Origin of the sequence: Caulobacter sp. AP07 (assembly GCF_000281955.1) — a bacterium.
Taxonomy (GTDB): domain Bacteria; phylum Pseudomonadota; class Alphaproteobacteria; order Caulobacterales; family Caulobacteraceae; genus Caulobacter.
In genome coordinates this window covers 18,045-38,265 of the sequence record NZ_AKKF01000142.1, presented here as the reverse complement: position 1 = coordinate 38,265, position 20,221 = coordinate 18,045, and the positions used below count along the sequence as shown (strand labels likewise).

Sequence of the window (20,221 nt, the reverse complement as noted above, 5' to 3'; positions counted from 1 at the left end):
TCGTGGCGCCCGAGGACGGCGACTATGAAATCGGCGTGGCCGGCGACGACGGCATGCGCCTGTTCCTCGACGGCGAGAAGGTGGTCGACGACTGGACGACGGGCGCGGAGCGATATCACGGCGTCAAGCGCAGGCTGAAGCAAGGGGAACGCCTGTCGGTGCGCATCGACTACTACCAGGGCGGCGGCGAGCGAAGCCTGCGCCTGACCTGGCGGCGCCCCGCCGAGCTGCGGGCGGCCGCCAAGCTGGCGCAGGCGCAACGGGATTTGATTGTCAGCACCTATCTGCCCAAGGGCGCGGACTGGTACGATTTCTGGAGCAACGAGCGTCACGCCGGCGGCAAGACGGTGTCACGCCCGGCGCCGTTGGAGATCCTGCCGCTCTATGTCCGCGCCGGCTCCATCATGCCGATGGGGCCAGCGGTGCAGTTCGCCACCGAGCATCCCGAGGCGCCCTACGAGATCCGCATTTATCCCGGCGCCGACGCCCGGTTCACGATCTACGAGGACGACAACGAAACCTACGCCTACGAGAAGGGCCAGCGCGCCACCTATGACCTGGTGTGGAATGACCAGGCCCGGACGTTGAGCGTCGGCGCGCGGCAGGGGTCGTTTCCGGGCATGATCCAGAAGCGCCAACTGAATCTGGTCCTGGTTGCGCCCGGCAAGGGCGCTGGGGCCCAGAGCGCTCCGGTCGACCGCCAGATCCTCTACGACGGCGAACCCAAGGTCGTGAGGTTCTGACCTTGCCCCCAACCTTGGACCAGGTCGGGCCGGGATTTCTCGCCGGTCAGGCGTCGGGCGGGCCATATGGCCCGGCGCCGTTCATCAGCTCGATCGGGCACTTGTCGCCGATCGCGCTGTGGGGACGATGTTCATTGTAGTCCCTACGCCAAGCCTCGCATTTTGAGCGGGCGTCGTCGAGGGACATGAACCAGGCGGTGTTCAGGCATTCGGCCCGGACCTTGCCGTTGAAGGACTCCGCGAAGGCGTTGTCCGTCGGCTTGCCGGGGCGGCTGAAGTCCAGGGTGACGCCGCGCTGATAGGCCCACAGATCCAGGTCGCGGGAGACAAATTCCGGGCCATTGTCGACCCGTATGGTCTTGGGGTAGCCCACCGCCTTGCCGGCTCGATCGAGGGTCTCGACAATGTCGTGAGCCTTGTAGGCGAAGCGGGGATCAAGGGCCGGCGAGAACCGGCTGAAGGTGTCGATGATCGCCAGGATGCGGATCTTGCGCCCGTCGAAGAGCTGATCGTGCAGGAAGTCCATGGCCCAGACATCATTGGGCCGGGAGGCCGGTTGACGATCCTCGCGCAGCTTGGCCTTTGCCTTGATGTCCAAGGTCAGTTTCTCCAGCCAGTCGGTCGTGGCTGGATAGAGGGCCTCTTTGGGCACGACGGGAAACGACCGGTCGGGCGCCATGCCAAACCGACACAAGCTCTCGGTCGCGATCTAGGCGCGAGAAGCTGGCGTTTCGACCAGCCGCTAGCGACGAAGAGCTAGTGAGACCTGCTCGTGGTCAAGCTCGGTGGCCGTGGCGTTTCCGATCCGATTTCACCCGCCCACGAACCCCATGGATCGGTCATTCTGACCAGCTAGTCGCGGAGCAAAATACTTGAGCTGTATCAATGTGACGCCGCGCGAGAGGGGGACATTAGGGGCGTGATGAAATCCGAAGAGCGCCGAGCACCTGCAACAAGCAGGCGTTCTCTCTCGGCGGTGTCGGTTATCCGAAGGGTGAAGCCGATGGATCGGCTTAAGAACAAGGTCGCGACCGTCACGGGTGCGGCGCTCGGGCTTGGCAGAGCCACGGCGCTGCGAATGGCGGAGGAAGGCGCTTCGATCGCCATCTTCGACGTCCTTGACGACCAGGGCGCCGCGCTGGCCGCCGAAATGATGGCCTCAGGCAAAGCGGCGCGCTACTGGCGGTGCGACGTCAGCAGTGAAACCCAAGTGGCGCAGGCGATCAACGAGGTGGCCGAGTACTTCGGCCGCATCGATGTGCTGGTGAACAATGCCGGCGTGGCGGGAGCCAACAAGCCGACACATGAGGTGACCGAAGCCGAATGGGATTGGGTCCAGGCCATCAATGTCAAGGGCGTGTTCTTCTGCACCAAGCACGCCATTCCGCATTTGCGACGCGCGGGCGGTGGCAGCATCATCAACCTTTCGTCCATCTATGGACTGGTGGGAGCGCCGGATGTCCCCGCATACCACGCGTCGAAAGGCGCCGTTCGGTTGATGAGCAAGACCGATGCGCTCATCTACGCCAGCGATCGAATTCGCGTGAACTCCATCCATCCCGGTTTCATCTGGACGCCGATGGTCGAGCATCACCTGAGCGCCCAGGGCGATCTGGAGACGGGCCGCAAGGCCGCCGATGCGCTTCATCCGCTCGGGCATATGGGAGAAGCCGACGATATCGCCTGGGGAGCTGTGTATCTGGCGTCCGACGAAGCCAAGTTCGTGACCGGTTCGGAGCTGGTCATCGACGGCGGATATACGGCCCGCTGAGGTCATGCCCGCATGTCGGACCCTGACGGTAGACGACGGCGAGAGAACGGTCCGCAAGCGGCGGAGGATGGTCTGGGCTCCACGCCGGGTTGCGGCCAGCCTCTTGCGGCGCATCCTGGACAGATGTCGGGAGGCCTCTGAACGGCGGAAGAGGATCGGGTATGGCGGTTGAGCCCTTCGAGAGGCTTGGGTTGGCCTTGGCCATCGGCTTCCTGATCGGCATCGAGCGGGGCTGGCGGGCGCACGACGTCACCGAAGGGGGCCCCGCCGCGGGTTTACGCACCTACGCCCTGTCGGGTCTGCTCGGCGGGGTCGCTGGGATGCTGAGCCAGACCCTGGGCGGCTGGGCCATGTCCACGCTTGGCTTATCCTTCGCGACGGCCTTCATCCTCTTCAAGCAGCGAGAACAACGCGACGACAACGACTACTCGGTCACCGCCATCGTCGCCGGCCTGTTGACCTTCGGGCTCGGGGCGTTGGCGGTGCTCGGCGACGAGCGGGTCGCCGCCGCCGCGGCTGTGGCGGTCGCTGCTCTGCTGGCGAGCAAGGAGATGCTGCACACCTGGCTCAAGCGTCTGACCTGGCCCGAACTCCGAGACGCGCTGGTTCTGTTGGCCATGACCTTCGTGGCCCTGCCGCTTCTGCCAAACCGCCCCTTTGGACCCTATGGCTTGGTCAATTTCGCCGAACTCTGGGTGCTGACCATCGCTATGGCGGCGATTTCCTTTGTCGCCTACGCCGCGATCAAGGTGTGGGGACCGGCGCGCGGCGCCTTGCTGGCCAGTGCGGCCGGCGCGCTGGTCTCCTCGACGGCGGTGACCTTCTATCTGGCGCGACTGCAGAAGGAGGTCTCCAAACCCCTCGCCCTGGCGGGCGCGGCCCTGGTGCTCGGCGTCATCATGGCGGCGGCAAGGGGCGCGGCCGGCCTCTACGGTCCTTCCGGCCTTCTGCCGGTGGCGGCGCTCGGCGGCCTGGTCGACGCCGATGCGGTCACCCTGGCGGCCGCCCGCATGACGGCGGGGGGCATGGCCATCGGCGTCGCCGGCCAGGCGGTGCTGCTGGCGGCCGTGGTCGACAGTTTCTCGAAGATGGTCATCGCCTGCGTGGTGGGCGGCTGGCGCCTTGGCGGCCTCTATTCGGCGGGGACCCTGTTGGCGCTGGGCGCCGCGGCCGGCGTTTGGAGGTGGGGCTAGCGCATCCTGTCGCGACCGGCCGGCTCCATAGCGTCGTCTTGCGGCTGAGCCTGAGATTGAAGCGGATCAAGAGTGATCGCGCCATGGCGCTGGAAGCCTCCCTCAGGGGCGGGGAAGCGACGACACGTCGGGGCGGCGGGCGTTCGATGATGGACGGGATGGCCCCGGCCTGAGCGGGATGCGGTCCCTGGCGCAGTTGGCCGCACACAAAATGATCGAGATCAATCCATGGACGACGACAAGGTGGAAGAATGATCCGCGCGCCTGGCGCGCGCACCTTCGTCCTGATGGAGATTCATCCATGGCCGTTCAAGACAAGTCCTTGCTGCCGGCTTTCACCCAGCAAGCCACGCATCTGTTCGCGCCCCTGCAGCGGGAGATCGACCGGGTGGTCAACGAGTTCGGTCGCGCCGCCGGTCTGGCGCAGACCTTCTCTTCGCCGGACCTGGATTTCAGCGAGACCGCGCAAGGCGTTGAATTGAAACTCGATGTGCCAGGCTACGCCGAGCCGCAAATCACCGTCAGCCTGGATGGCGACCTGCTGACCATCTCGGGCGAAAAGGCCTCGCAGACTGAGGACGGCGACAAGACCTATCGCATTATCGAGCGGCGTTCCGGCGCCTTCACGCGGTCAATCGCCCTGCCGCGCGGCGTTGATGGTGACAAGATCAAGGCCGCGCTCAAGGACGGCGTCCTGACGATCACCGCGCCAAAGACCGCCAGTCCCGCCGGCAAGACCATCGCCATCGAGACCCCCGGCTCCAGGGCCGGCGCCTGACATGTTGGCGATGGTCCTGGAGGGCGGCCACCTGACGCCCGCCCTCCGTCACGCGCCAACGCCTGGCCCGGGCGAGGTCCTGCTCCGTGTGCGCACCTGCGGCGTCTGCCGCACGGATCTTCATCTTCTGGAAGGCGATCTTCCCACGCGCGACGGCGTCATTCCGGGACATGAGATCGTCGGCGTCGTGGAGGCGCTCGGGCAGGGCGTCACGAGCCTCGCCCTAGGTCAGCGCGTCGGTGTCCCGTGGCTTGGCGGCGCCTGTGGGCGTTGCCGCTTCTGTCGCCAGGGCGCGGAAAACCTTTGCGATCACGCTCAGTTCACAGGCTGGACGCGCGACGGCGGCTACGCGGAAATGACGGTCGCCGATGCGCGCTTCTGCTTGGTCCTGCCCGATGGTCTCGGCGATCTTGAGGCCGCGCCGTTGCTCTGCGCCGGTCTGATCGGCTTTCGCGCCTGGCGCAAGGCGATGGAGGGGCGGGTCGTCGATCGGCTGGGCCTCTATGGCTTTGGCGCCGCCGCCCACCTCCTGGCTCAATTGGCGATCGCCGAGGGGCAGAAAGTCTACGCCTTCACCAAGCCCGGCGATCAGGCCGCGCAGAACCTCGCGCTAGAGTTGGGCTGCCTGTGGGCGGGAGCGTCGGACGTCGCGCCGCCCGAGCTGCTGGACGCCGCCATCCTGTTCGCGCCGATCGGCGCGCTTGTGCCGCTCGCGTTGCGGGCGGTCCGCAAGGGCGGCGCGGTGGTGTGCGCGGGAATCCATATGAGCCAGATCCCGGCCCTGGATTATGCCGACCTGTGGGGCGAGCGAACCCTGGTCTCGGTGGCCAACCTCACCCGCGCCGACGCCCAGGACTACCTGCCGCGCGCCGCCGCCGCCGGCGTACGGCCGCACCTTAGAATCTACGGTCTTCGACAGGCCGGCCAAGCGCTCGCCGACTTGCGTGGCGGCGCCTTCACGGGGGCCGCGGTGCTGCAGATCAATCCGCCGCCATAATCGGACAGGCTGGTGGATGACATCCGCCCGCGCGTTGATCGCGACCAACATAGAACCGGTTACCGCAACGCGAACATGGCGACCACCGCGGCGGCCATGATCGCAGTCGCCAGCCAGCCGAAGATGCGCTGCCCTAGCGTCGCTACGAACTGTCCCATCTCATGGCGGCGAGACGCCACCACCATCATCGCCGCCATGATCGGCACGGCGATCACACCGTTCAGCACCGCGCTCCAGAACAAGGCCTTGATCGGGTCCAGGGACGAATAGTCCACGACGAGCCCCAGGATCGTGGCGAGGCCAATCACGCTGTAGAAGCCCACGGCCTCGCGCGCCGGGTGTTCAAGTCCAATTTTCCAGCCTTGGGATTCGCTGATCGCATAGGCCGCCGATGCGGCCAGGATGGGCGCCGCGAGCAGGCCCGTGCCAATGATGCCCAGGCTGAACAGCAGGAAGGCGAGCGTCCCCGCGATAGGTTTCAGCGCCTGGGCGGCCTCGGCGGAGGTCTGGATATCGGTCACGCCGGCCGAATTTAGGGTGACGGCCGTCGTCAGGATGATGAAGAAGGCGATCAGGTGGGCGAAGCCCATGCCGACATAGGTGTCCCAGCGGATGCGGCTCAGCTGCTCTGGGGCCTGTTCCGGATGGGTCAGCAACGGGCCGGTCGTCGGGTCGGCCTCCTCGTCTTCCACCTCTTCGGAGGCCTGCCAGAAGAACAGGTAGGGGCTGATGGTCGTGCCGAAGATGGCCACGACCATGGTGACGGTCGCCCCTGTGAACGCCAACTGCGGAACCACCGTACGAAGAGCGACCTGGCTCCAATCGATATGCACGGTGAAGACCACGCCGACATATGCGAACAGCGCGAGCGTCAGCCACTTCAGGTAGCGGACATAGCGGTGATAGGGGATGAGGATTTGTAAGGCCAGGGAGAGCGCCGCGAAGAGCACGGTGAACGTGTGCTGGCCCCAGCCCAACACCAGCTTCGCCGCCGAACCCATCGCCGCGAGGTCGGCGCCGATGTTCACCACGTTGGCGACGAACAGCAACCCCACGAGGACTGTGACGATTGGACGGGGGAACACGCGGCCCAGATTCGCCGCCAGCCCACGGCCCGTCACCCGCCCGATACGGGCGTTGATCATCTGGATCGCGGACAGCAGCGGATAGCTGAACGGCACGGTCCAGAGCATCTGCAGACCCATTTGGGCGCCGGCTTGGGAGTAGGTGGCTATGCCGCCCGGGTCATCGTCCGCCGCCCCGGTGATCAGGCCCGGTCCCAGCCGTTGGAAGAGCGCGGCCCGCCGAAGCCGGTGCACATTGGGATGTAGGGAGGGAGGTCGAACGAAGTGATCGGTGGCCGGTTGCACCTTGGCTTCTGCGCGATCGCTCATGGACGATTCCGCCCGACGGCGCGCGCCGGACTGCAGGTTGTTGTCGAACGAAGCCATGCTGAGCGTCACGCCAGGGCCGAGCCAAAGAGATCGTCCAGACGCATGCGAACTTGGTCCAGCAGGTCAGCGACGGACTCGGCTGTAATGTTGGAGACGATCGAGCCGAAGTGCTTGTGGTCCAGAACCCGCAGTCCGCAGACCCCCGACAGGTGCAGGTCGAAGACCGTCATCAGGGCCTGCAACGCTCCGGTGTTGTTCACCCAGTCCTCGGGCGCCCCGGAGGTCGAAAAACTCAGCAAGGTCTTGTCGTCGAGCAGCGATTCCGTGCCGCTCGGACCCGGCGCGTAGCCAAAGCTCATACTGAACACCCGGTCGATATAGCCCTTGAGGATGGCGGGCGGCGCGTTGAACCAGAAGGGATAGACGAAGATGAAGCTGTCGATCTCCCCGATCAGCCGCCGTTCGGCGACGACGTCCGCGGCCGGATGCACGCCCGACGGCGACGGCAGTTCCTCGGCTTTCAGGCGCGGATCGAAATCCAGCACATAGAGGTCGCGCAGGATCACGGTGTGGTTGGTCGCGCGCAGGTGCTCGACGCAGGTCCGGGCGATGGCCGCGCAGACGCTGGTGGGCCTGGGGTGGGCGAGGATGACGGCGTGTTTCATGGGGGGCTCCCAAACAACGACATGCTGACCAAGGGAGACTAGTCGCCGGAGCGGCCGCCAAATTGATCCAGATCAGGGAACCGGATGCAGCCTGGCCGATCCTGTCGGCTCCAGGAGGCGACGATGATTACGGATGGACGAACCTTGGTGGTGGCGGCCGACGGCGGTCGGGCCCGACTCTTCGAGGAGCCGCGCCGCGGCGGGTTCCTGACTGAACATCCCGAATGGTTGACGGGCCTGGAGCCTCGGGTCTTTCCGCATCCCGGTTCGGGCGCGGTCCATGATCGGATGGGCCATGCGATCCACGGCGTCGCCACGATCACCGCCGCCGACAAGAGCGCCCGTGATTTCCTGACCCGGCTTGGCGCGCGGCTGGCGGATCTCGTCGACGAACACCGTTTCGACTATTTGATCGTCTTCGCGCCGCCTCGCGCCCTGGGCATGCTGCGCGAGGCGCTGCCAACTGCCCTGCGCCGGCGGTTGGCGCTCGATCAGGCCCATGATCGGGTCGATGCGGACGCCGAGGCCCTGCGCGAGGCCGTGCGCGGGCTGCGGCGTAGCGCGCCGTGAGCCGGTCAGTCCCCGTCCCATTTCGCCCGCCGGTTCGCGCCGCGTCCGATCGGGCCCATCTCCGCGAGATTCCATCATGACCCCGATCCTGTCCTTTCACGGCGCCGCCGGCTGCGTCACCGGCTCGTGCGCACGCCTGCAGACGCAGGAGGCCACGATCCTGGTCGACTGCGGCATGTTCCAGGGATCAAAGACCCTCAAGGCGCTGAACTATGGCGAGTTTCCCTTCGATCCGAGTCAGATCGACGCTGTCCTGCTCACCCATGCCCATGTCGACCATTGCGGCCTGCTTCCCAAGCTGATGCTCGCGGGCTTCGAGGGGCCGATCTATGCGACGGCGGCGACGCGCGACCTTTGCGCGGTGATGCTCGCCGACGCGGGCGGCATCCAGGAAGGGGAGGTGGCGGCCCTCAATCGGCGCAATCAGAGGCGGGGTCTGGCCCCGGTCGAGCCGATCTACACTGAGGCCGACGCGGCCCGGGTCACGAAGCAATTTCGGAAGGTCAAGCTGGGCGAGCCGGTGGCGGTCGCCCCCGGACTCTCGGCGGTCTATTGGGAGGCGGGTCACATCCTGGGCTCGGCCTCCATCGAGGTCGTTGTCGATCCCGCCGGCGCCGAGAAGCGCCTGTTGTTCTCCGGGGACCTCGGCTCTGGCGGGAGCGATTTCGTCGCCGACCCGCAAGGCCCCAAGGGCGTCGACCATCTGATCCTCGAATCCACCTACGGCGACCGGGAACGCGTGGCCGCCAGCGGCGTCGCTCGCCGGGCGGCCTTGGCCGAGGAGCTTAAGGCGGCCCACGCCGCGGGCGGGCCGCTGCTCATCCCCGCCTTCGCGCTGGAACGCAGCCAGGAGCTCCTGGTCGACCTGCAGCAGTTGATGGAAGACGGGGACGCGCCGCGCGGCGACATCTTCCTCGACTCGCCGCTGGCCATTGAAGCCTCCAAGGTGTTCCTCGATCGAGGCTGGAACCCCGCCCTCCAGCGAAACCCGTTCGAGCCGGTCCGGCCCTCCGAGCACCTGCGCTTCCTGGCCAAGCCATGGGACAGCGATGGCCTGGAGCGCCTCTCCGGCTGGCATGTGATCCTGGCGGCCAGCGGCATGTGCGACGCGGGCCGGGTGCGCAAACACCTCAAGCGGCTGCTGTGGCGCAAGGAAGCGACCGTGCTGCTCTGTGGTTTCCAGGCCGCCGGCACGTTAGGACGGCTGCTCGCTGACGGCGCGCCGCGGGTCAGCATCCAGGGCGACGAGGTTCGGGTTCGCGCGCGGGTGCGCAAGCTCGACGCCTATTCGGCTCATGCCGATGCGGCGGGCCTGACGCGATGGGCGCTCGATCGTGCTCCGGTCAGCGGTTCAGTTCTGCTGGCCCACGGGGAGCCGGACGCCGCCGCCGGCCTGCGCGATCGGCTGATCGCCGCGGGCTTCGACGCCGGCGCCATCTTGATCCCGGACCTGGACGACGCCTTCGACCTCACCGAGGGGGCCGCGACGCCGAGGCAACCATCGCCCGCCCGGTTGCCGCCCCATGCCGCGGCCAAGCTCGACTGGCATAACCACCGGGTCGCCTTTCAGCTGGCGCTCAACGCCGCCCTGGAAGGGGCTCGGGACGACGCCGCCCGCGAGGCGCTGCTGCGCCGCCTGAGCGCCGTTGTCGGTGGGCAGTTCGGCGATGGGAAGCCTCCGCCTTCGAGCGAACTTGACCCAGGTCAAGACGCGTCGCCGCGAGAGGGCGCGTTGTAGGGACGTCATCCACTCCCCTCTTTCAAGGAAAGACAATGTCAGCTCGTAACATCAAGGCGCTCGCCCGCGACGGCCGCGACGCTTTCGAGAACGTCACCGATCACCTCAAGACCATGGTCGATCACCTGGGCCACGACGCCAGCGACGCGGTCTCGGCGAGCGCCGTGGCCCTGGGTCACGCGGCCATCGAATTGGTCGGTAATGTCCAGGCCAAGCTCGATCGCCTCGAGACGGCGGCGGAGCGGCAAGTCCGGCGCCATCCGAGCGAAGCGCTGGCCACCACCGCGGCGGGCGCGGCCCTGGTCGGCGCCGCCGCCGCCAGCCTCATCACCTATGCGGTGATCCGTCGCTCTCGCGGCGCATAGCCAGGTCGCGTCCTGCAGCCTGGCGAGGCGGAGAAGCACGTGACAGGTCATACCAGGGGCCTGGACGAGGGCGAGGCGATGCGTCGTCTCGCCCTCGTCGGCCCCAATCAGATCGATCCGCCGCGTGCGCGCTCGGTGGCGCAAATTCTACTGGCGACGATCCGCGAACCGATGTTTGGCCTGCTCTTGGCGGCCTCAGGCCTCTATCTGGCGCTTGGCGACTTGGCCGAGGGCCTGCTGCTGACCCTGGCGGCGGTCGCCACCATTGTCCAGGTCGTGTTCCAGGAAGCGCGCAGCGAACGGGCCCTCAGGGCGCTACGCGACCTGGCCCAGCCCATGGTGCGGCTGGTTCGCGACGGGAGCGAGCGGCTGGTCCCGTCGCGTTCGCTCGTGCCCGGCGACGTCGTCCTGGTCGGCGAAGGGCAGCGCGTGCCCGCCGACGGCCAATTGATCGACGGCGAACTCCTGACCATCGACGAGGCCGCCCTCACGGGCGAATCCGTTCCGGTCCAGCGTGCGCCAGGATCGGCGGGCGGCCCATCCGGAGCGATCTTCGCGGGTACGCTGATCGTCTCGGGCCAGGGGGTGGCCGAGGTGACCGCCACGGGACCCCGAACCGCCATCGGCAAGATTGGCGCGGCCCTGGCGACGCTGGAGGCCTCTCCGGCCCCGCTGGAGAAGGCCATCGCAAGGCTCGTCGGGTGGCTCGGCCTGGCCGCCGGCCTGTTCTGCCTTCTGGTCCTCCTCGCCTATGGGCTGATGCGCGGCGACTGGCTCGAGGCCGCCCTGGCGGGCATCACGGTGGCGATTGCCATGATCCCGGAAGAATTTCCTATGGTCTTGGCCGTTTTCCTGGCTCTGGGCGCATGGCGGCTTAGCCGGCACAATGTTCTGGTGCGCCGCGGCGCTGTGATTGAGACCCTCGGCGGGGCCACCGTGCTTTGTGTCGACAAGACCGGAACCCTGACCGAGAACCGCATGAGCGTCGCCGCGCTCTGGGCGCAGGGCGCCCGGTGCGCGCCTTCGGCCAAGGGCGCTTCCGATCCGCACCCGCTATTGGCCACCGCGAGCCTGGCCTGCGCCGCGCGACCGGTCGATCCGATGGACCGCGCGCTCGTCGCCCTGGCGCCTCCGCCGGCCGACGCGCGCCTCGAACGGGTTTGGCCTCTGCGGACGGGGCGTCTGGCCGTGGTCCAGGCCTGGCGCCGGACTGACCAGAGCCTGCTGCTGGCCGCCAAGGGGGCGCCGGAAGCGATCTTCGCCCTGTGCCGTCTGGCGGCCGAGGAGACCGCGCCTATCCGCGCGGCGCTTGAAACCCTGGCGGTCGAAGGCCTGCGCGTGCTGGCCGTCGCCGAGGCGGTCGGGGGCGACGACGCGCCGGATGAGCCCGAAGCCGCCAGGTTCGTCTTCCGCGGCCTGGTTGGGTTCGCCGACCCGCTGCGATCCGACGCGGCCGGCGCCGTGCGCGAGGCGCGAGAGGCCGGCGTCAAGGTGATGATGATCACCGGCGACTATCCGGCGACGGCCCGGAACATCGCTCGCCAGGCCGGGCTCGACGTACGGGCGGGCGTTCTGACCGGCGACGAAATCGCTCGGCTGGATCAAGCGGCGCTGCGCGCGCGCCTGGTGGAGGTCCGCGTCTTCGCGCGCGTGCGACCCGAACAGAAGCTGGCGCTGGTGGAAGCCCTGAAGGCCAATGGCGAGATCGTCGCCATGACCGGCGATGGCGTCAATGACGCGCCGGCCTTGGAGGCGGCCCATATCGGCATCGCCATGGGGCGGCGAGGGACGGACGTGGCCCGCGAAGCCGCCGACCTGATTCTTCTGGACGACAGTCTGGCCTCGATCGTCGGCGGAGTCCGGCTGGGCAGACGGATCTATGACAACCTGCGTCGCGCCCTGACCTATGTCACCGCCATCCACGTGCCGATCGCCGGCCTGGCCCTGGCGCCGGTGCTGCTCGGAGCGCCGCCGATGCTGTTTCCGGTGCAGGTGGTGTTTCTCGAACTGATCATCGATCCGGTGTGCTCCCTGGTCTTCGAAGGCGAGCCCAGCGATCGCGACAGCATGCGGCGACCGCCGCGCTCGCCCGGGGCGAGCCTGTTTGGCGCGCGGCAGATCGCCCTTGGGGCCTTGCAGGGGATGGTCATCCTGGTCGCGGTGCTGGCGCTCTATCTCTGGGGCCTGACGTGGATGCCCGCCACCCAGGCGCGGTCCGGCGCCTTCGTGGCGCTGGTGATCGGCAATCTGACCCTGGCCATTATCGACGCCACGGGGCGCGACGGACGCCTGCTGGATGCGCGGCGCTGGGTTTTCTGGACGATCGCTGGAGCGGCCGGCGCCATCCTGCTGGCGGTGTTGTTGACCCCGGGTCTGGCGGCGCTGTTTCGCATGGCGACGCCGTCGGCGGGGTTCGCGGCGATCTGCGTCGTCGCGGGCGTCGCGGCGGCCAGCTGGGCTTGGCTGCCGAGGATGATGCGGCGACCTGATCCAGATCAACGCCGTAGGCGCGACGACGGTTGAAATGGCGGTCGAAAGGAGCTTTCCAATGGCTTTCAAGGACATTCTCCTCCAGCTGGACAGCTATCCGGAGCCGACTCCGCCCGCCGTGATCGAGCGCGGCGTCTGGTGGGCGCGGCATCTGCAGGCGACGCTGACGGCCCTGGCCGTCGATATCCAGATCCCCGTCCACAGCAACAGGATCGCCGACTATCTGATCGGGCTGACGGATCTGGCGCGCGCAGAGGAAGCCAAGTCCCATCGCCAGGGTCAGGATGTGCTGGCCCAGGCGGCCGCCAGCGCCCTGCGCGCCGAGGTCGAGTTCCTGGCCCAGACGCATCGGGCCCACCTCTACGACGTCGGCGAGCACGTCGCCCGGATGGCGCGGACCCGAGACCTGTGCATCGTGCCGCTCAGCGGACGGTTCGACGAACAGCAGGCCGTCGTCAGGACCGTGGTCTTCGGTTCCGGCCGTCCGACCCTGATCCTGGACGAGACCGCCGTTGAGGCGCGCGCCAGCGGTTGCGCGCGGGTCGTGGTCGCCTGGGACGGCGGCGCCAGCGCCGCGCGCGCCCTGGCCGACAGCTTCCCGGTCCTGGCCAAGGCCGACGCCGTCACGGTGCTGACCATCAGCGGCGACAAGCTCGGGGTCGATGACCAGACGGGGCAGGACGTCGTGCGCCACCTGCGCAGCCATGGCGTCACCGCGCACGCCAAGACGTTGGCGTCCGACCATGGCTCGGCTGGAATGGTCATCGAACGCTATGTTCGTCAGGTCGATGCCGACCTCCTGGTGATGGGGGCATACGGCCATTCGCGGCTTCGCGACTTCGTGCTCGGCGGCGCCACTGAACACCTCCTGCACGCGCCGCCGACCGCGCTCTGGATGGCGCACGCCTGAAGCGGGCCGCCGACGCTGGCGCCAACGCGAGACCCAAACGCGGGAGAGAGTCCGATGAAATCCGTCCTGCTGCTCATTCACGCCGACGTCGGCCAGGAGGCGAGGCTACGGACCGCCCTGGATTTGGTGCGCGCGCTGCAGGGGCATCTGGTGTGCCTGGAGGTGGTGGCGTTCCCAACCCGGGCGCGCGACGTCACCGGCATGGCGGCCGACCTTATTCTGACGAAGGAATGCCACGCCGCCGCCGACAACCGTAGGCTCCTGGAGGTCAGGCTCGCGCGGGAGGATATTGTCTGGACCTGGATCGACACCGCCGGGGCCGTCGCTGACTGCCTGCTGCGCGAAGCGGGCCTGGCCGACCTGATCGTCGTCAATTGCAAACGGGACCATTGGCTGTCGACCGATCCGCGGGCCGCGGCGGCGACGCTCGCCCTCAAGGCCCGCTGTCCGGTCGTGGCCACGCCCGACCACGTTCGGGGCCTTGATCCGACCGGCCCTGTGGTGGTGGGGTGGGATGGCTCGGCGCCGATCATGGCCACCTTGCGCGCCGCTGCCCCGCTACTGAAACTCTCCCGCCAGGTGCGGCTGGTCACGGTGGGGGAGGGCCAGGGCGTCGGGCCGGAAGCCGCCGCGCTCTATCTCGAACGCCACGGCGTCGCCGTCCAGGTGACCTGTTGCGCGGCCTTGGGACAGGACCCGGACGCAGTGCTTCTGCGGATCTGCGCCGAGGACAAGGCCGTCTACTGCCTGATAGGCGCCTATGGCCACGGGCGCTTGTCTGAAGACCTGTTCGGCGGCGTGACGCGGCGCATGCTCGACGCCGCCGTCCTGCCGCTCGTGCTCGGTCACTAACTCACTCGAGACCCGCGGCCTGCGCGCCGTCCCGCGCCAGCAGATCCGCGGCTTCCAGGAGGATGGGCGCCTGGGCCGGAAGAACCTTCTCTAGCGCCGCAGGCAAACTGAAATAGGCGGCTTCGTCGACTTCCGGGACATCCTGGAAGCGGCCCGATCGTGGCGGCCATTCCAGCCGGAAGGTCTGGCTCGTGAACCGATCCAGATTCAGATCCGCGTGAGTCAACCAGGGCAGTATGACCTTGCCGCGATAGGCGCGGCGCGGTGTCAGAGCCTGCAGAGGACCATCCAGAACCAGGCCCACCTCCTCGCGAAACTCGCGCCGCGCCGCCGTCATTGGATCCTCCCCCGCCTCCACTAAGCCCTTGGGCAGCGACCAGGCGCCGAGATCACGCTTGCGCCAGAACGGCCCGCCCGGGTGAACCAGCAGGAACGCCGGCTGATCGCCATCCAGGCGGTAGGCTAGAACGGCGGCGCTCTGACGGGACATGGGCCTTTCAACGCCATTCAGGGCAGAACGTTCAGACGCGGCGACGCCCGGGGCCGCAACGACGCGCGCGATCGGCCGCGACTACGCATCGGCGGGTTCGAGGCGCCAGTCCCGCCGCACGGCGAACAACTGAACCCGTCCGGGGGGCGATCCATAGTCGATCAACGACACCCATTGCGGCTTGAACCGCAATAGGGCGACGGCATGGCTGGAGGGATGGGGCTCGAAACGGGCGAACTCGGGGGTTCCCCAGATCCGACGATTGAGCGCATTGACCCAAAGCGGATCATCGACCTGGACCGCCTGGCCGGCGAGGGACAGACCCTGCGGCGGACCTTCGTCGTCGCCGCCGATCGCGATCGAGACGCGAGGGTCGGCGGCGATGTTGGCCCGCTTTTGACTGTCCTGCGCCACCAGGAAGTAGAGCGCCAGTCCGTCGGCGAGATAGTTCACCAAGGTCGCTTGTGGCCAACCGTCGGGGCGTAGCGTCGCCACGCTCATCAGGTGATGACGCGCCAGGATCGCGCTGACCTTGGCCTCGGGAGACCCGGGCGGCCTGGACGGCTCGGCGGGTGGAAAGACTTGGTCTGGAGCCATGAGGTCCTCCTACGGACTTCGCGCGGCCCGGCCTAAGCGGCTCAGGTCGCGACCAGGTCGGCCAATCGACCGGGCGCGACGACCCGAAACCGCCGACAGCCGTCTAAGGCCACCAGGCCGTCGGCCTGCAGTTGGGTGATCATCCGCGATACGGTCTCGATGGTCAGGCCCAGATGATCGGCGATGTCCTGGCGGCTCATCGCCAGTTCGTTCCAGGCCGCGCCCTGGCGCTGAGCCACATCCGACAGGAACCCCGCCACCCGTTCATAGGCGCTCTTTCGCGCCAGCAGCATCATGTGGTCGTGGGCCCGGCCCAGTTCCTGGCCGGTGGCGCGCCAGATCAGCCGCTCCAGGCGTTCGCCCGCCTCGCCGTAGTGTTTCAGGACCGAGCGTTTGGCCACGAGGATCTTGCTGTCGCACAGGGCTTCGGCCGAGGCGCGGTGCGTGGGGCCAGCCTCCAGACCAAACAGGTCGCCGGGATAGTAGAAGCCGGCGATCTGCCGACGTCCATCGCCGAGCAGGCGGGAGGCGCGGACCGCGCCGCGTTGGACCTGGTAGACCATGTCGGTTTCCTCATCCTGAGCGTAAATCTCCTCGCCGCCGGAGAAGGCTATGCCCACCCCGATCGCGCCGAAGACCTCGACGGGGGAAATGACCTGAGCGCTCCGCGTCGTGGCGTCGGCGCGATCTCGCAGAAGAGCTGGCATGGACATCGCACGTCTCCTTGAGCGGCAGGTCTCAGGGATAGGCGGAGGGCGGTTGGTCGCCCATTGGGATGTTTACGTAGTCGAGGTCGCGGTGCGCCGGAGCCTCTTGTCCTCAGTATAAACCCGAATACCGATCTGTGGATCCCGTGCTTAGCCTCGCCGTTCGAAACTCCCAGGAGGCGACAATGAAGACGGTTCTGCTGCTTGTGCACGATGACGCCGGTCAGGAGGCGCGCCTGCAGGCGGCCCTTGATCTTACCCGCGCCCTGAACGGGCATCTGCGGTGCGTGGACGTCACACCGGTCCCCACCTTCGTCGGCGACATCGACGGCGCGGCTCAGGCGATGATCCAGGCCGAGGAGCGCAGGGTGGAGGCAGCCAATCGTATCGCCGTGGAGACCCGCCTGGCCCACGAGCAGGCGCCTTGGGACTGGGTCGACGCCACCGGCGACGTGGCGCAATGCCTGATGCGCGAGGCTGGCCTGGCCGACCTGATCGTCGTCAATTGCAAGCGCGACCGCCTGCTCGACGTGGAGCCGCGCGGCGTGGTCAACGCCATCGCCACCCAGGCCTGTTGCCCGGTGGTCGCGGTTCCCGACAATGTCCGCGGCATCGACCTCACCGGCCCGGTGGTGGTCGCCTGGGACGGTTCGCCGTCGGTGATGGCGACCCTTCGGGCCGGCGCACCGCTGCTGAAGCTGGCCGCCTCGGTCGAGCTCTTCACGGTGGGCGACCAAGAGGGCGCCCCGGCCGAGGCGGCAGCGACTTATCTGTCGCGCCATGACATTCACGCCGCCATCCGGCGCATTCCGGCCGACGGCGACAAGCCCGACGCCCAGATCCTCGAAGCGTGCGCCGCCGCGGGCGCCGGCTATTGCCTGATGGGCGCCTACGGCCAGGGACGTCTGAGGGAGGAGCTGTTTGGCGGCGTCACGCGCCGGATGCTGGACGCGGCGCAGCTGCCCCTGCTGCTTGGCCACTGACGCAGGATGCGCGCCAAGCCCGTGACGGTTCCGCCGTCGCGGGCTTGGCGCGCGTTGATCGCGTCGTCTCCGCATGCCGGCCTTGAGGGATTCTCGGCCGAGCCCCGTCGTCGCGGACCTGCGACCTATTCAAGAGCGGGCATGTCCCGCAAGCGGACTAGGCGTTGGCGCTCACGTCGATCTGATGTTCGACGATCCGCAGGCCGGTGTCATCGGGACAGATCCGGGCGGTGAAGCCCATGTCCCTTTCGAGCTGAAGGGCCGCGACATTGTCGGCGCTCTCGATCGAATGCACGACCTTGACCCCCTGGGCGCGCGCATAGCGCAGAACGTGGTCGAGGAGGGTCCAGCCCAGGCCATGGCCTTTCAAGTCGCTTCGCACCGCGACGGCCACCTCGGCGCGCTCGGGATCGGCGCCGGAGGCCAGCATGGCGGTGGCGATGACCGTCTGGCGATCGGCGTCGAAGGCCAGGAAGGTCATGGTGCGGCGGTAATCGACCTGGGTCATCAGCGCCAGGCGGCCGGCGTCAACGGTGCGCAGGGGCGACAGAAACCGCAGTCGCAGGTCCTCGGCGTCGAGTTGCGCGAAGAAGGCGGCCACGGCGGGCGTGTCGTCGGGACGCACCGGTCGGACATGGAAGGCCACGCCGCTTCGGGTCCGCAAGTCGGCGGCCCATTCCATCGGCACGGGGCGAATGACGAGGCGCGACCCGGGATCGGCGTCCGGGGTGATCACGATGCGCGCGTCGAGCGCAAGGACGCCGTAGGCGTCGACGCGCAAGGGGTTGATGTCCAGCTCCACGATGTCGGGCAGGTCGACGGCGATGGCCGAGAGCGCCTCCAGGGTGGCGGCGACCTCGGCGATGTCGGCTTGCGGCTCGTCGCGGTAGCCGGCCAGCAGGCGCGATATCTGGGTTTTGGCGATCATTGCGTGCGCCAGGTCGCCGTCGAGGGGCGGCAGGCCCAGCGCGCGATCCTTGAGCACCTCGACCGCCTTGCCGCCGGCCCCGACCATCAGCACCGGACCGAAGGTGGCGTCTTGGGCGAGGCCGACGATAAGTTCGTGGGCGCGTCGCAGAGGGATCATGGTTTCCACCGCGAACCCGGTGATCATGGCGTCAGGGCGGGTTTTGGCGATGCGGGCGGCCATGGCCGCGGCGGCCGCGCTGGCGGCCTCGGCGTTCGGGAGATCGAGGGCGACGCCGCCGAGGTCGGATTTGTGGGAGATCTGCGGCGAGACGATCTTGACGGCGTAGGGCGGGGCGAGCTCGGCGCAGAGCCTGGCGACGTCTTGGGCCGTGGCCGCCAATCGGGTCGGGACGGTGGCGACGCCATAGGCGTTCAGCAAGGCCTTGGCCTCGACCTCGTTGAGCAGGGTGCGGCCCTGCGACCTTGCGGCCCGGATCAGTTCCAGGGCCGCGGCGCGGTCGCCGACGCGCTCATCGTGGCGAGCTGGCGCGGCCATCAGGCCGGCCTTGGCGCGGCGGGCGGCGAGGAGATGGCCTAAGGCCCGCGCGGCGGCGTCCGGCGCGCCGAACATCGGGACGCCGGACGCGCTGAGGATCGGACCGGCGGCGTCCTGGTTGGCGTCGCCCAACCAGCAGGCGATCACCGGCTTGCGCAGGCCGCGTTCGCGGGCGGCCACGATGCTGGCGGCCACGCCCCGGGCGATGTCGCCTGGCTTGGACAAGGCGGTGGGACAATTCATGACCAGGACCGCGTCGACCCCGGCGTCCGCCAGCACCGCGTCGAGCGCCAGGCGATAGCGCTCGGCCGAGGCGTCGCCCATCAAGTCCACCGGGTCGCCATGTGACCAGCCAGCGGGGAGGAGGGCGTTCAAGCGGTCCAAGGTCTGCGGCCCGAGTTCGGCCAGGACGCCGCCGCTCGACGCCATGGCGTCCAGGGCCAGGATTCCGGCTCCGCCGCCATTGGTGACGATGGCCAGGCGTTCGCCGGCCAAGCTCCGCCCGGCGCGCAGCACCGCGGCGGCGTCGAAGAGGTCGGTCAGGGTCTCGACCTGGACGACGCCCGCCCGCTCGAAGGCGCAGGCGTGGACGTCGTAGGCGCCGGCCAGGGCGCCGGTGTGGGAGCGGACGGCCTTGCCGCTGGCGGCGTTGCGCCCGGCTTTCAAGGCGATCACCGGCTTGATCCGCGCGGCGGCGCGGGCCGCCGACATGAACTTGGCCGCGTTGGTGACGCCCTCGACATAGAGCAGGATGGCGTCGGTGTGGGGATCGGCGGCGAAGAGGTCGATCAGGTCGCCCAGGTCGACCTCGGCCATGTCGCCCACCGAGACGATCCCTGAAAAGCCAAGCTGGCGGGTATTGGCCCAATCGATCACGCCGCTGACTAGGGCGCCGCTCTGGGAGATCAGGGCCAGGCCCCCGGGGCCGGGCGCGCCGCGGGCGAAGGAAGCGTTGAGCTGGGCGTGGGGCGCCAGCAGGCCCAAGCCATTGGGTCCGATGATCCGCAGGCCAAAGGGCCTGGCGGCCTCCAGCATGGCCTTCCGCAGGCCATTGGCCTCGGTGATCCCCGCCGAGAGGATCACGGCGACCTTGACCCCGGTCGCGCCGAGATCGGCGACCACCTGGGGAACGGCGACGGCCGGGACGGCCACCACGGCCAGTTCAGGCGGCTTGGGCAAATCGGCGATGGTCGCCGACCACGTCGTGCCGACCACCGACAGCGGGCGCGGATTGACCAGGTAGACCGGACCGGCGAAGCCGCCGGACAGCAGGTTTTCGACGACCACCTGGCCCACGGAGCCCGGACGATCGGAGCCGCCGATCACCGCCACAGAGGTCGGGGAGAGCAGGGGAGCAAGATTGTGCAGCGACATGGCGGCCTCGGGTGTCGGGCCCGTCGTGGCGGGCGGTCAGCGGGCAAATGGCCCGTCGCGCCCCTTCCGCGCCATCCGTAGAATCCCGCATTCGGCTTGGCTCAAACCTCGCCGAACCGGTTTGTAAGCCGCGACGCGA

The 20,221-nt window shown here is 68.3% G+C and carries 18 protein-coding genes and 1 pseudogene; 12 read left to right on the top strand and 7 right to left on the bottom strand.

Features of this window, described 5'->3' with window-relative positions:
* The coding region (locus tag PMI01_RS11265; RefSeq protein WP_238537048.1) for a DUF5110 domain-containing protein at window positions 1-743 on the top strand (743 nt) is incomplete at its 5' end.
* Window positions 744-789: 46 nt separating this feature from the next.
* On the opposite strand, the pseudogene PMI01_RS11260 reads toward PMI01_RS11265, so the two are convergent.
* Window positions 790-1,332: pseudogene (locus tag PMI01_RS11260) on the bottom strand (integrase core domain-containing protein); the annotation flags it as partial.
* Window positions 1,333-1,746: 414 nt separating this feature from the next.
* Here PMI01_RS11260 and PMI01_RS11255 point away from each other — a divergent pair.
* The 4 genes from PMI01_RS11255 (at window position 1,747) to PMI01_RS11240 (ending at window position 5,482) form a co-directional block, all read left to right on the top strand.
* The gene (locus tag PMI01_RS11255) at window positions 1,747-2,514 is read left to right on the top strand and encodes an SDR family NAD(P)-dependent oxidoreductase (RefSeq protein ID WP_007668152.1); all 768 of its coding nucleotides are present in this window, start codon (window positions 1,747-1,749) and stop codon (window positions 2,512-2,514) included.
* A gap of 161 nt (window positions 2,515-2,675) precedes the next feature.
* Window positions 2,676-3,707 carry an MgtC/SapB family protein gene (locus tag PMI01_RS11250; protein WP_007668150.1) on the top strand — a complete coding sequence of 344 codons (1,032 nt, stop codon included), beginning with the start codon at window positions 2,676-2,678 and terminating at the stop codon, window positions 3,705-3,707.
* Between the two features lie 211 nt (window positions 3,708-3,918).
* The gene (locus PMI01_RS11245; protein WP_157223758.1) at window positions 3,919-4,485 is read left to right on the top strand and encodes an Hsp20/alpha crystallin family protein; all 567 of its coding nucleotides are present in this window, start codon (window positions 3,919-3,921) and stop codon (window positions 4,483-4,485) included.
* A 1-nt stretch (window position 4,486) separates the two neighbouring features.
* Window positions 4,487-5,482, top strand: coding sequence for a zinc-binding alcohol dehydrogenase family protein (locus tag PMI01_RS11240; protein WP_007668146.1), 996 nt, complete (start codon window positions 4,487-4,489; stop codon window positions 5,480-5,482).
* Between the two features lie 59 nt (window positions 5,483-5,541).
* Here PMI01_RS11240 and PMI01_RS11235 read toward each other — a convergent pair whose 3' ends face one another.
* Window positions 5,542-6,933 (bottom strand): NRAMP family divalent metal transporter, encoded by a 1,392-nt coding sequence (locus tag PMI01_RS11235; RefSeq protein WP_007668143.1) that lies wholly within the window; start codon window positions 6,931-6,933, stop codon window positions 5,542-5,544.
* Window positions 6,934-6,941: 8 nt separating this feature from the next.
* Complete coding sequence (locus PMI01_RS11230; protein ID WP_007668142.1) at window positions 6,942-7,541, bottom strand: NAD(P)H-dependent oxidoreductase; 600 nt, start codon at window positions 7,539-7,541, stop codon at window positions 6,942-6,944.
* 147 nt (window positions 7,542-7,688) lie between these two features.
* Between PMI01_RS11230 and PMI01_RS11225 the strand changes: the two genes are divergently transcribed.
* The 6 genes from PMI01_RS11225 to PMI01_RS11200 all read left to right on the top strand — a co-directional run bounded on the left by PMI01_RS11225 (window position 7,689) and on the right by PMI01_RS11200 (window position 14,466).
* The gene (locus PMI01_RS11225) at window positions 7,689-8,111 is read left to right on the top strand and encodes a host attachment protein (RefSeq protein ID WP_238537049.1); all 423 of its coding nucleotides are present in this window, start codon (window positions 7,689-7,691) and stop codon (window positions 8,109-8,111) included.
* A gap of 76 nt (window positions 8,112-8,187) precedes the next feature.
* Complete coding sequence (locus PMI01_RS11220; RefSeq protein ID WP_007668137.1) at window positions 8,188-9,849, top strand: MBL fold metallo-hydrolase; 1,662 nt, start codon at window positions 8,188-8,190, stop codon at window positions 9,847-9,849.
* A 35-nt stretch (window positions 9,850-9,884) separates the two neighbouring features.
* On the top strand, window positions 9,885-10,214 hold the full coding sequence (locus tag PMI01_RS11215) for a hypothetical protein (protein ID WP_007668135.1): 330 nt from the start codon (window positions 9,885-9,887) through the stop codon (window positions 10,212-10,214).
* Between the two features lie 39 nt (window positions 10,215-10,253).
* Window positions 10,254-12,737, top strand: coding sequence for a cation-translocating P-type ATPase (locus PMI01_RS11210; protein ID WP_238537047.1), 2,484 nt, complete (start codon window positions 10,254-10,256; stop codon window positions 12,735-12,737).
* 25 nt (window positions 12,738-12,762) lie between these two features.
* Window positions 12,763-13,614 (top strand): universal stress protein, encoded by an 852-nt coding sequence (locus PMI01_RS11205; RefSeq protein ID WP_007668131.1) that lies wholly within the window; start codon window positions 12,763-12,765, stop codon window positions 13,612-13,614.
* 54 nt (window positions 13,615-13,668) lie between these two features.
* Window positions 13,669-14,466 carry a universal stress protein gene (locus tag PMI01_RS11200; RefSeq protein WP_007668130.1) on the top strand — a complete coding sequence of 266 codons (798 nt, stop codon included), beginning with the start codon at window positions 13,669-13,671 and terminating at the stop codon, window positions 14,464-14,466.
* A 1-nt stretch (window position 14,467) separates the two neighbouring features.
* Here PMI01_RS11200 and PMI01_RS11195 read toward each other — a convergent pair whose 3' ends face one another.
* The 3 genes from PMI01_RS11195 to PMI01_RS11180 form a co-directional block, all read right to left on the bottom strand.
* The gene (locus PMI01_RS11195) at window positions 14,468-14,956 is read right to left on the bottom strand and encodes an NUDIX domain-containing protein (protein WP_007668129.1); all 489 of its coding nucleotides are present in this window, start codon (window positions 14,954-14,956) and stop codon (window positions 14,468-14,470) included.
* 81 nt (window positions 14,957-15,037) lie between these two features.
* Complete coding sequence (locus tag PMI01_RS11190) at window positions 15,038-15,553, bottom strand: pyridoxamine 5'-phosphate oxidase family protein (protein ID WP_007668127.1); 516 nt, start codon at window positions 15,551-15,553, stop codon at window positions 15,038-15,040.
* Between the two features lie 41 nt (window positions 15,554-15,594).
* Complete coding sequence (locus PMI01_RS11180; protein ID WP_007668125.1) at window positions 15,595-16,266, bottom strand: helix-turn-helix domain-containing protein; 672 nt, start codon at window positions 16,264-16,266, stop codon at window positions 15,595-15,597.
* Between the two features lie 179 nt (window positions 16,267-16,445).
* On the opposite strand from PMI01_RS11180, the gene PMI01_RS11175 reads away from it, so the two are divergent.
* Window positions 16,446-17,243, top strand: a complete 798-nt coding sequence (locus PMI01_RS11175; RefSeq protein WP_007668123.1) for a universal stress protein — start codon at window positions 16,446-16,448, stop codon at window positions 17,241-17,243.
* A 157-nt stretch (window positions 17,244-17,400) separates the two neighbouring features.
* On the opposite strand, the gene PMI01_RS11170 is transcribed toward PMI01_RS11175, so the two are convergent.
* A complete protein-coding gene (locus tag PMI01_RS11170) occupies window positions 17,401-20,082 on the bottom strand; it encodes a bifunctional acetate--CoA ligase family protein/GNAT family N-acetyltransferase (protein ID WP_007668122.1) in 2,682 nt (893 codons plus the stop codon).
* Window positions 20,083-20,221: the final 139 nt, after the last annotated feature.

Bases quoted from the DNA above. Each gene is read 5' to 3' on its own strand.
- PMI01_RS11235 (WP_007668143.1), bottom strand. From the start codon at position 6,933: ATGGCTTCGTTCGACAACAACCTGCAGTCCGGCGCGCGCCGTCGGGCG.
- PMI01_RS11215 (WP_007668135.1), top strand. From the start codon at position 9,885: ATGTCAGCTCGTAACATCAAGGCGCTCGCCCGCGACGGCCGCGACGCT.
- PMI01_RS11245 (WP_157223758.1), top strand. From the start codon at position 3,919: ATGATCGAGATCAATCCATGGACGACGACAAGGTGGAAGAATGATCCG.
- PMI01_RS11195 (WP_007668129.1), bottom strand. From the start codon at position 14,956: ATGTCCCGTCAGAGCGCCGCCGTTCTAGCCTACCGCCTGGATGGCGAT.
- PMI01_RS11200 (WP_007668130.1), top strand. From the start codon at position 13,669: ATGAAATCCGTCCTGCTGCTCATTCACGCCGACGTCGGCCAGGAGGCG.
- PMI01_RS11230 (WP_007668142.1), bottom strand. From the start codon at position 7,541: ATGAAACACGCCGTCATCCTCGCCCACCCCAGGCCCACCAGCGTCTGC.
- PMI01_RS11205 (WP_007668131.1), top strand. From the start codon at position 12,763: ATGGCTTTCAAGGACATTCTCCTCCAGCTGGACAGCTATCCGGAGCCG.
- PMI01_RS11175 (WP_007668123.1), top strand. From the start codon at position 16,446: ATGAAGACGGTTCTGCTGCTTGTGCACGATGACGCCGGTCAGGAGGCG.
- PMI01_RS11220 (WP_007668137.1), top strand. From the start codon at position 8,188: ATGACCCCGATCCTGTCCTTTCACGGCGCCGCCGGCTGCGTCACCGGC.
- PMI01_RS11255 (WP_007668152.1), top strand. From the start codon at position 1,747: ATGGATCGGCTTAAGAACAAGGTCGCGACCGTCACGGGTGCGGCGCTC.
- PMI01_RS11170 (WP_007668122.1), bottom strand. From the start codon at position 20,082: ATGTCGCTGCACAATCTTGCTCCCCTGCTCTCCCCGACCTCTGTGGCG.
- PMI01_RS11250 (WP_007668150.1), top strand. From the start codon at position 2,676: ATGGCGGTTGAGCCCTTCGAGAGGCTTGGGTTGGCCTTGGCCATCGGC.
- PMI01_RS11240 (WP_007668146.1), top strand. From the start codon at position 4,487: ATGTTGGCGATGGTCCTGGAGGGCGGCCACCTGACGCCCGCCCTCCGT.
- PMI01_RS11190 (WP_007668127.1), bottom strand. From the start codon at position 15,553: ATGGCTCCAGACCAAGTCTTTCCACCCGCCGAGCCGTCCAGGCCGCCC.
- PMI01_RS11180 (WP_007668125.1), bottom strand. From the start codon at position 16,266: ATGTCCATGCCAGCTCTTCTGCGAGATCGCGCCGACGCCACGACGCGG.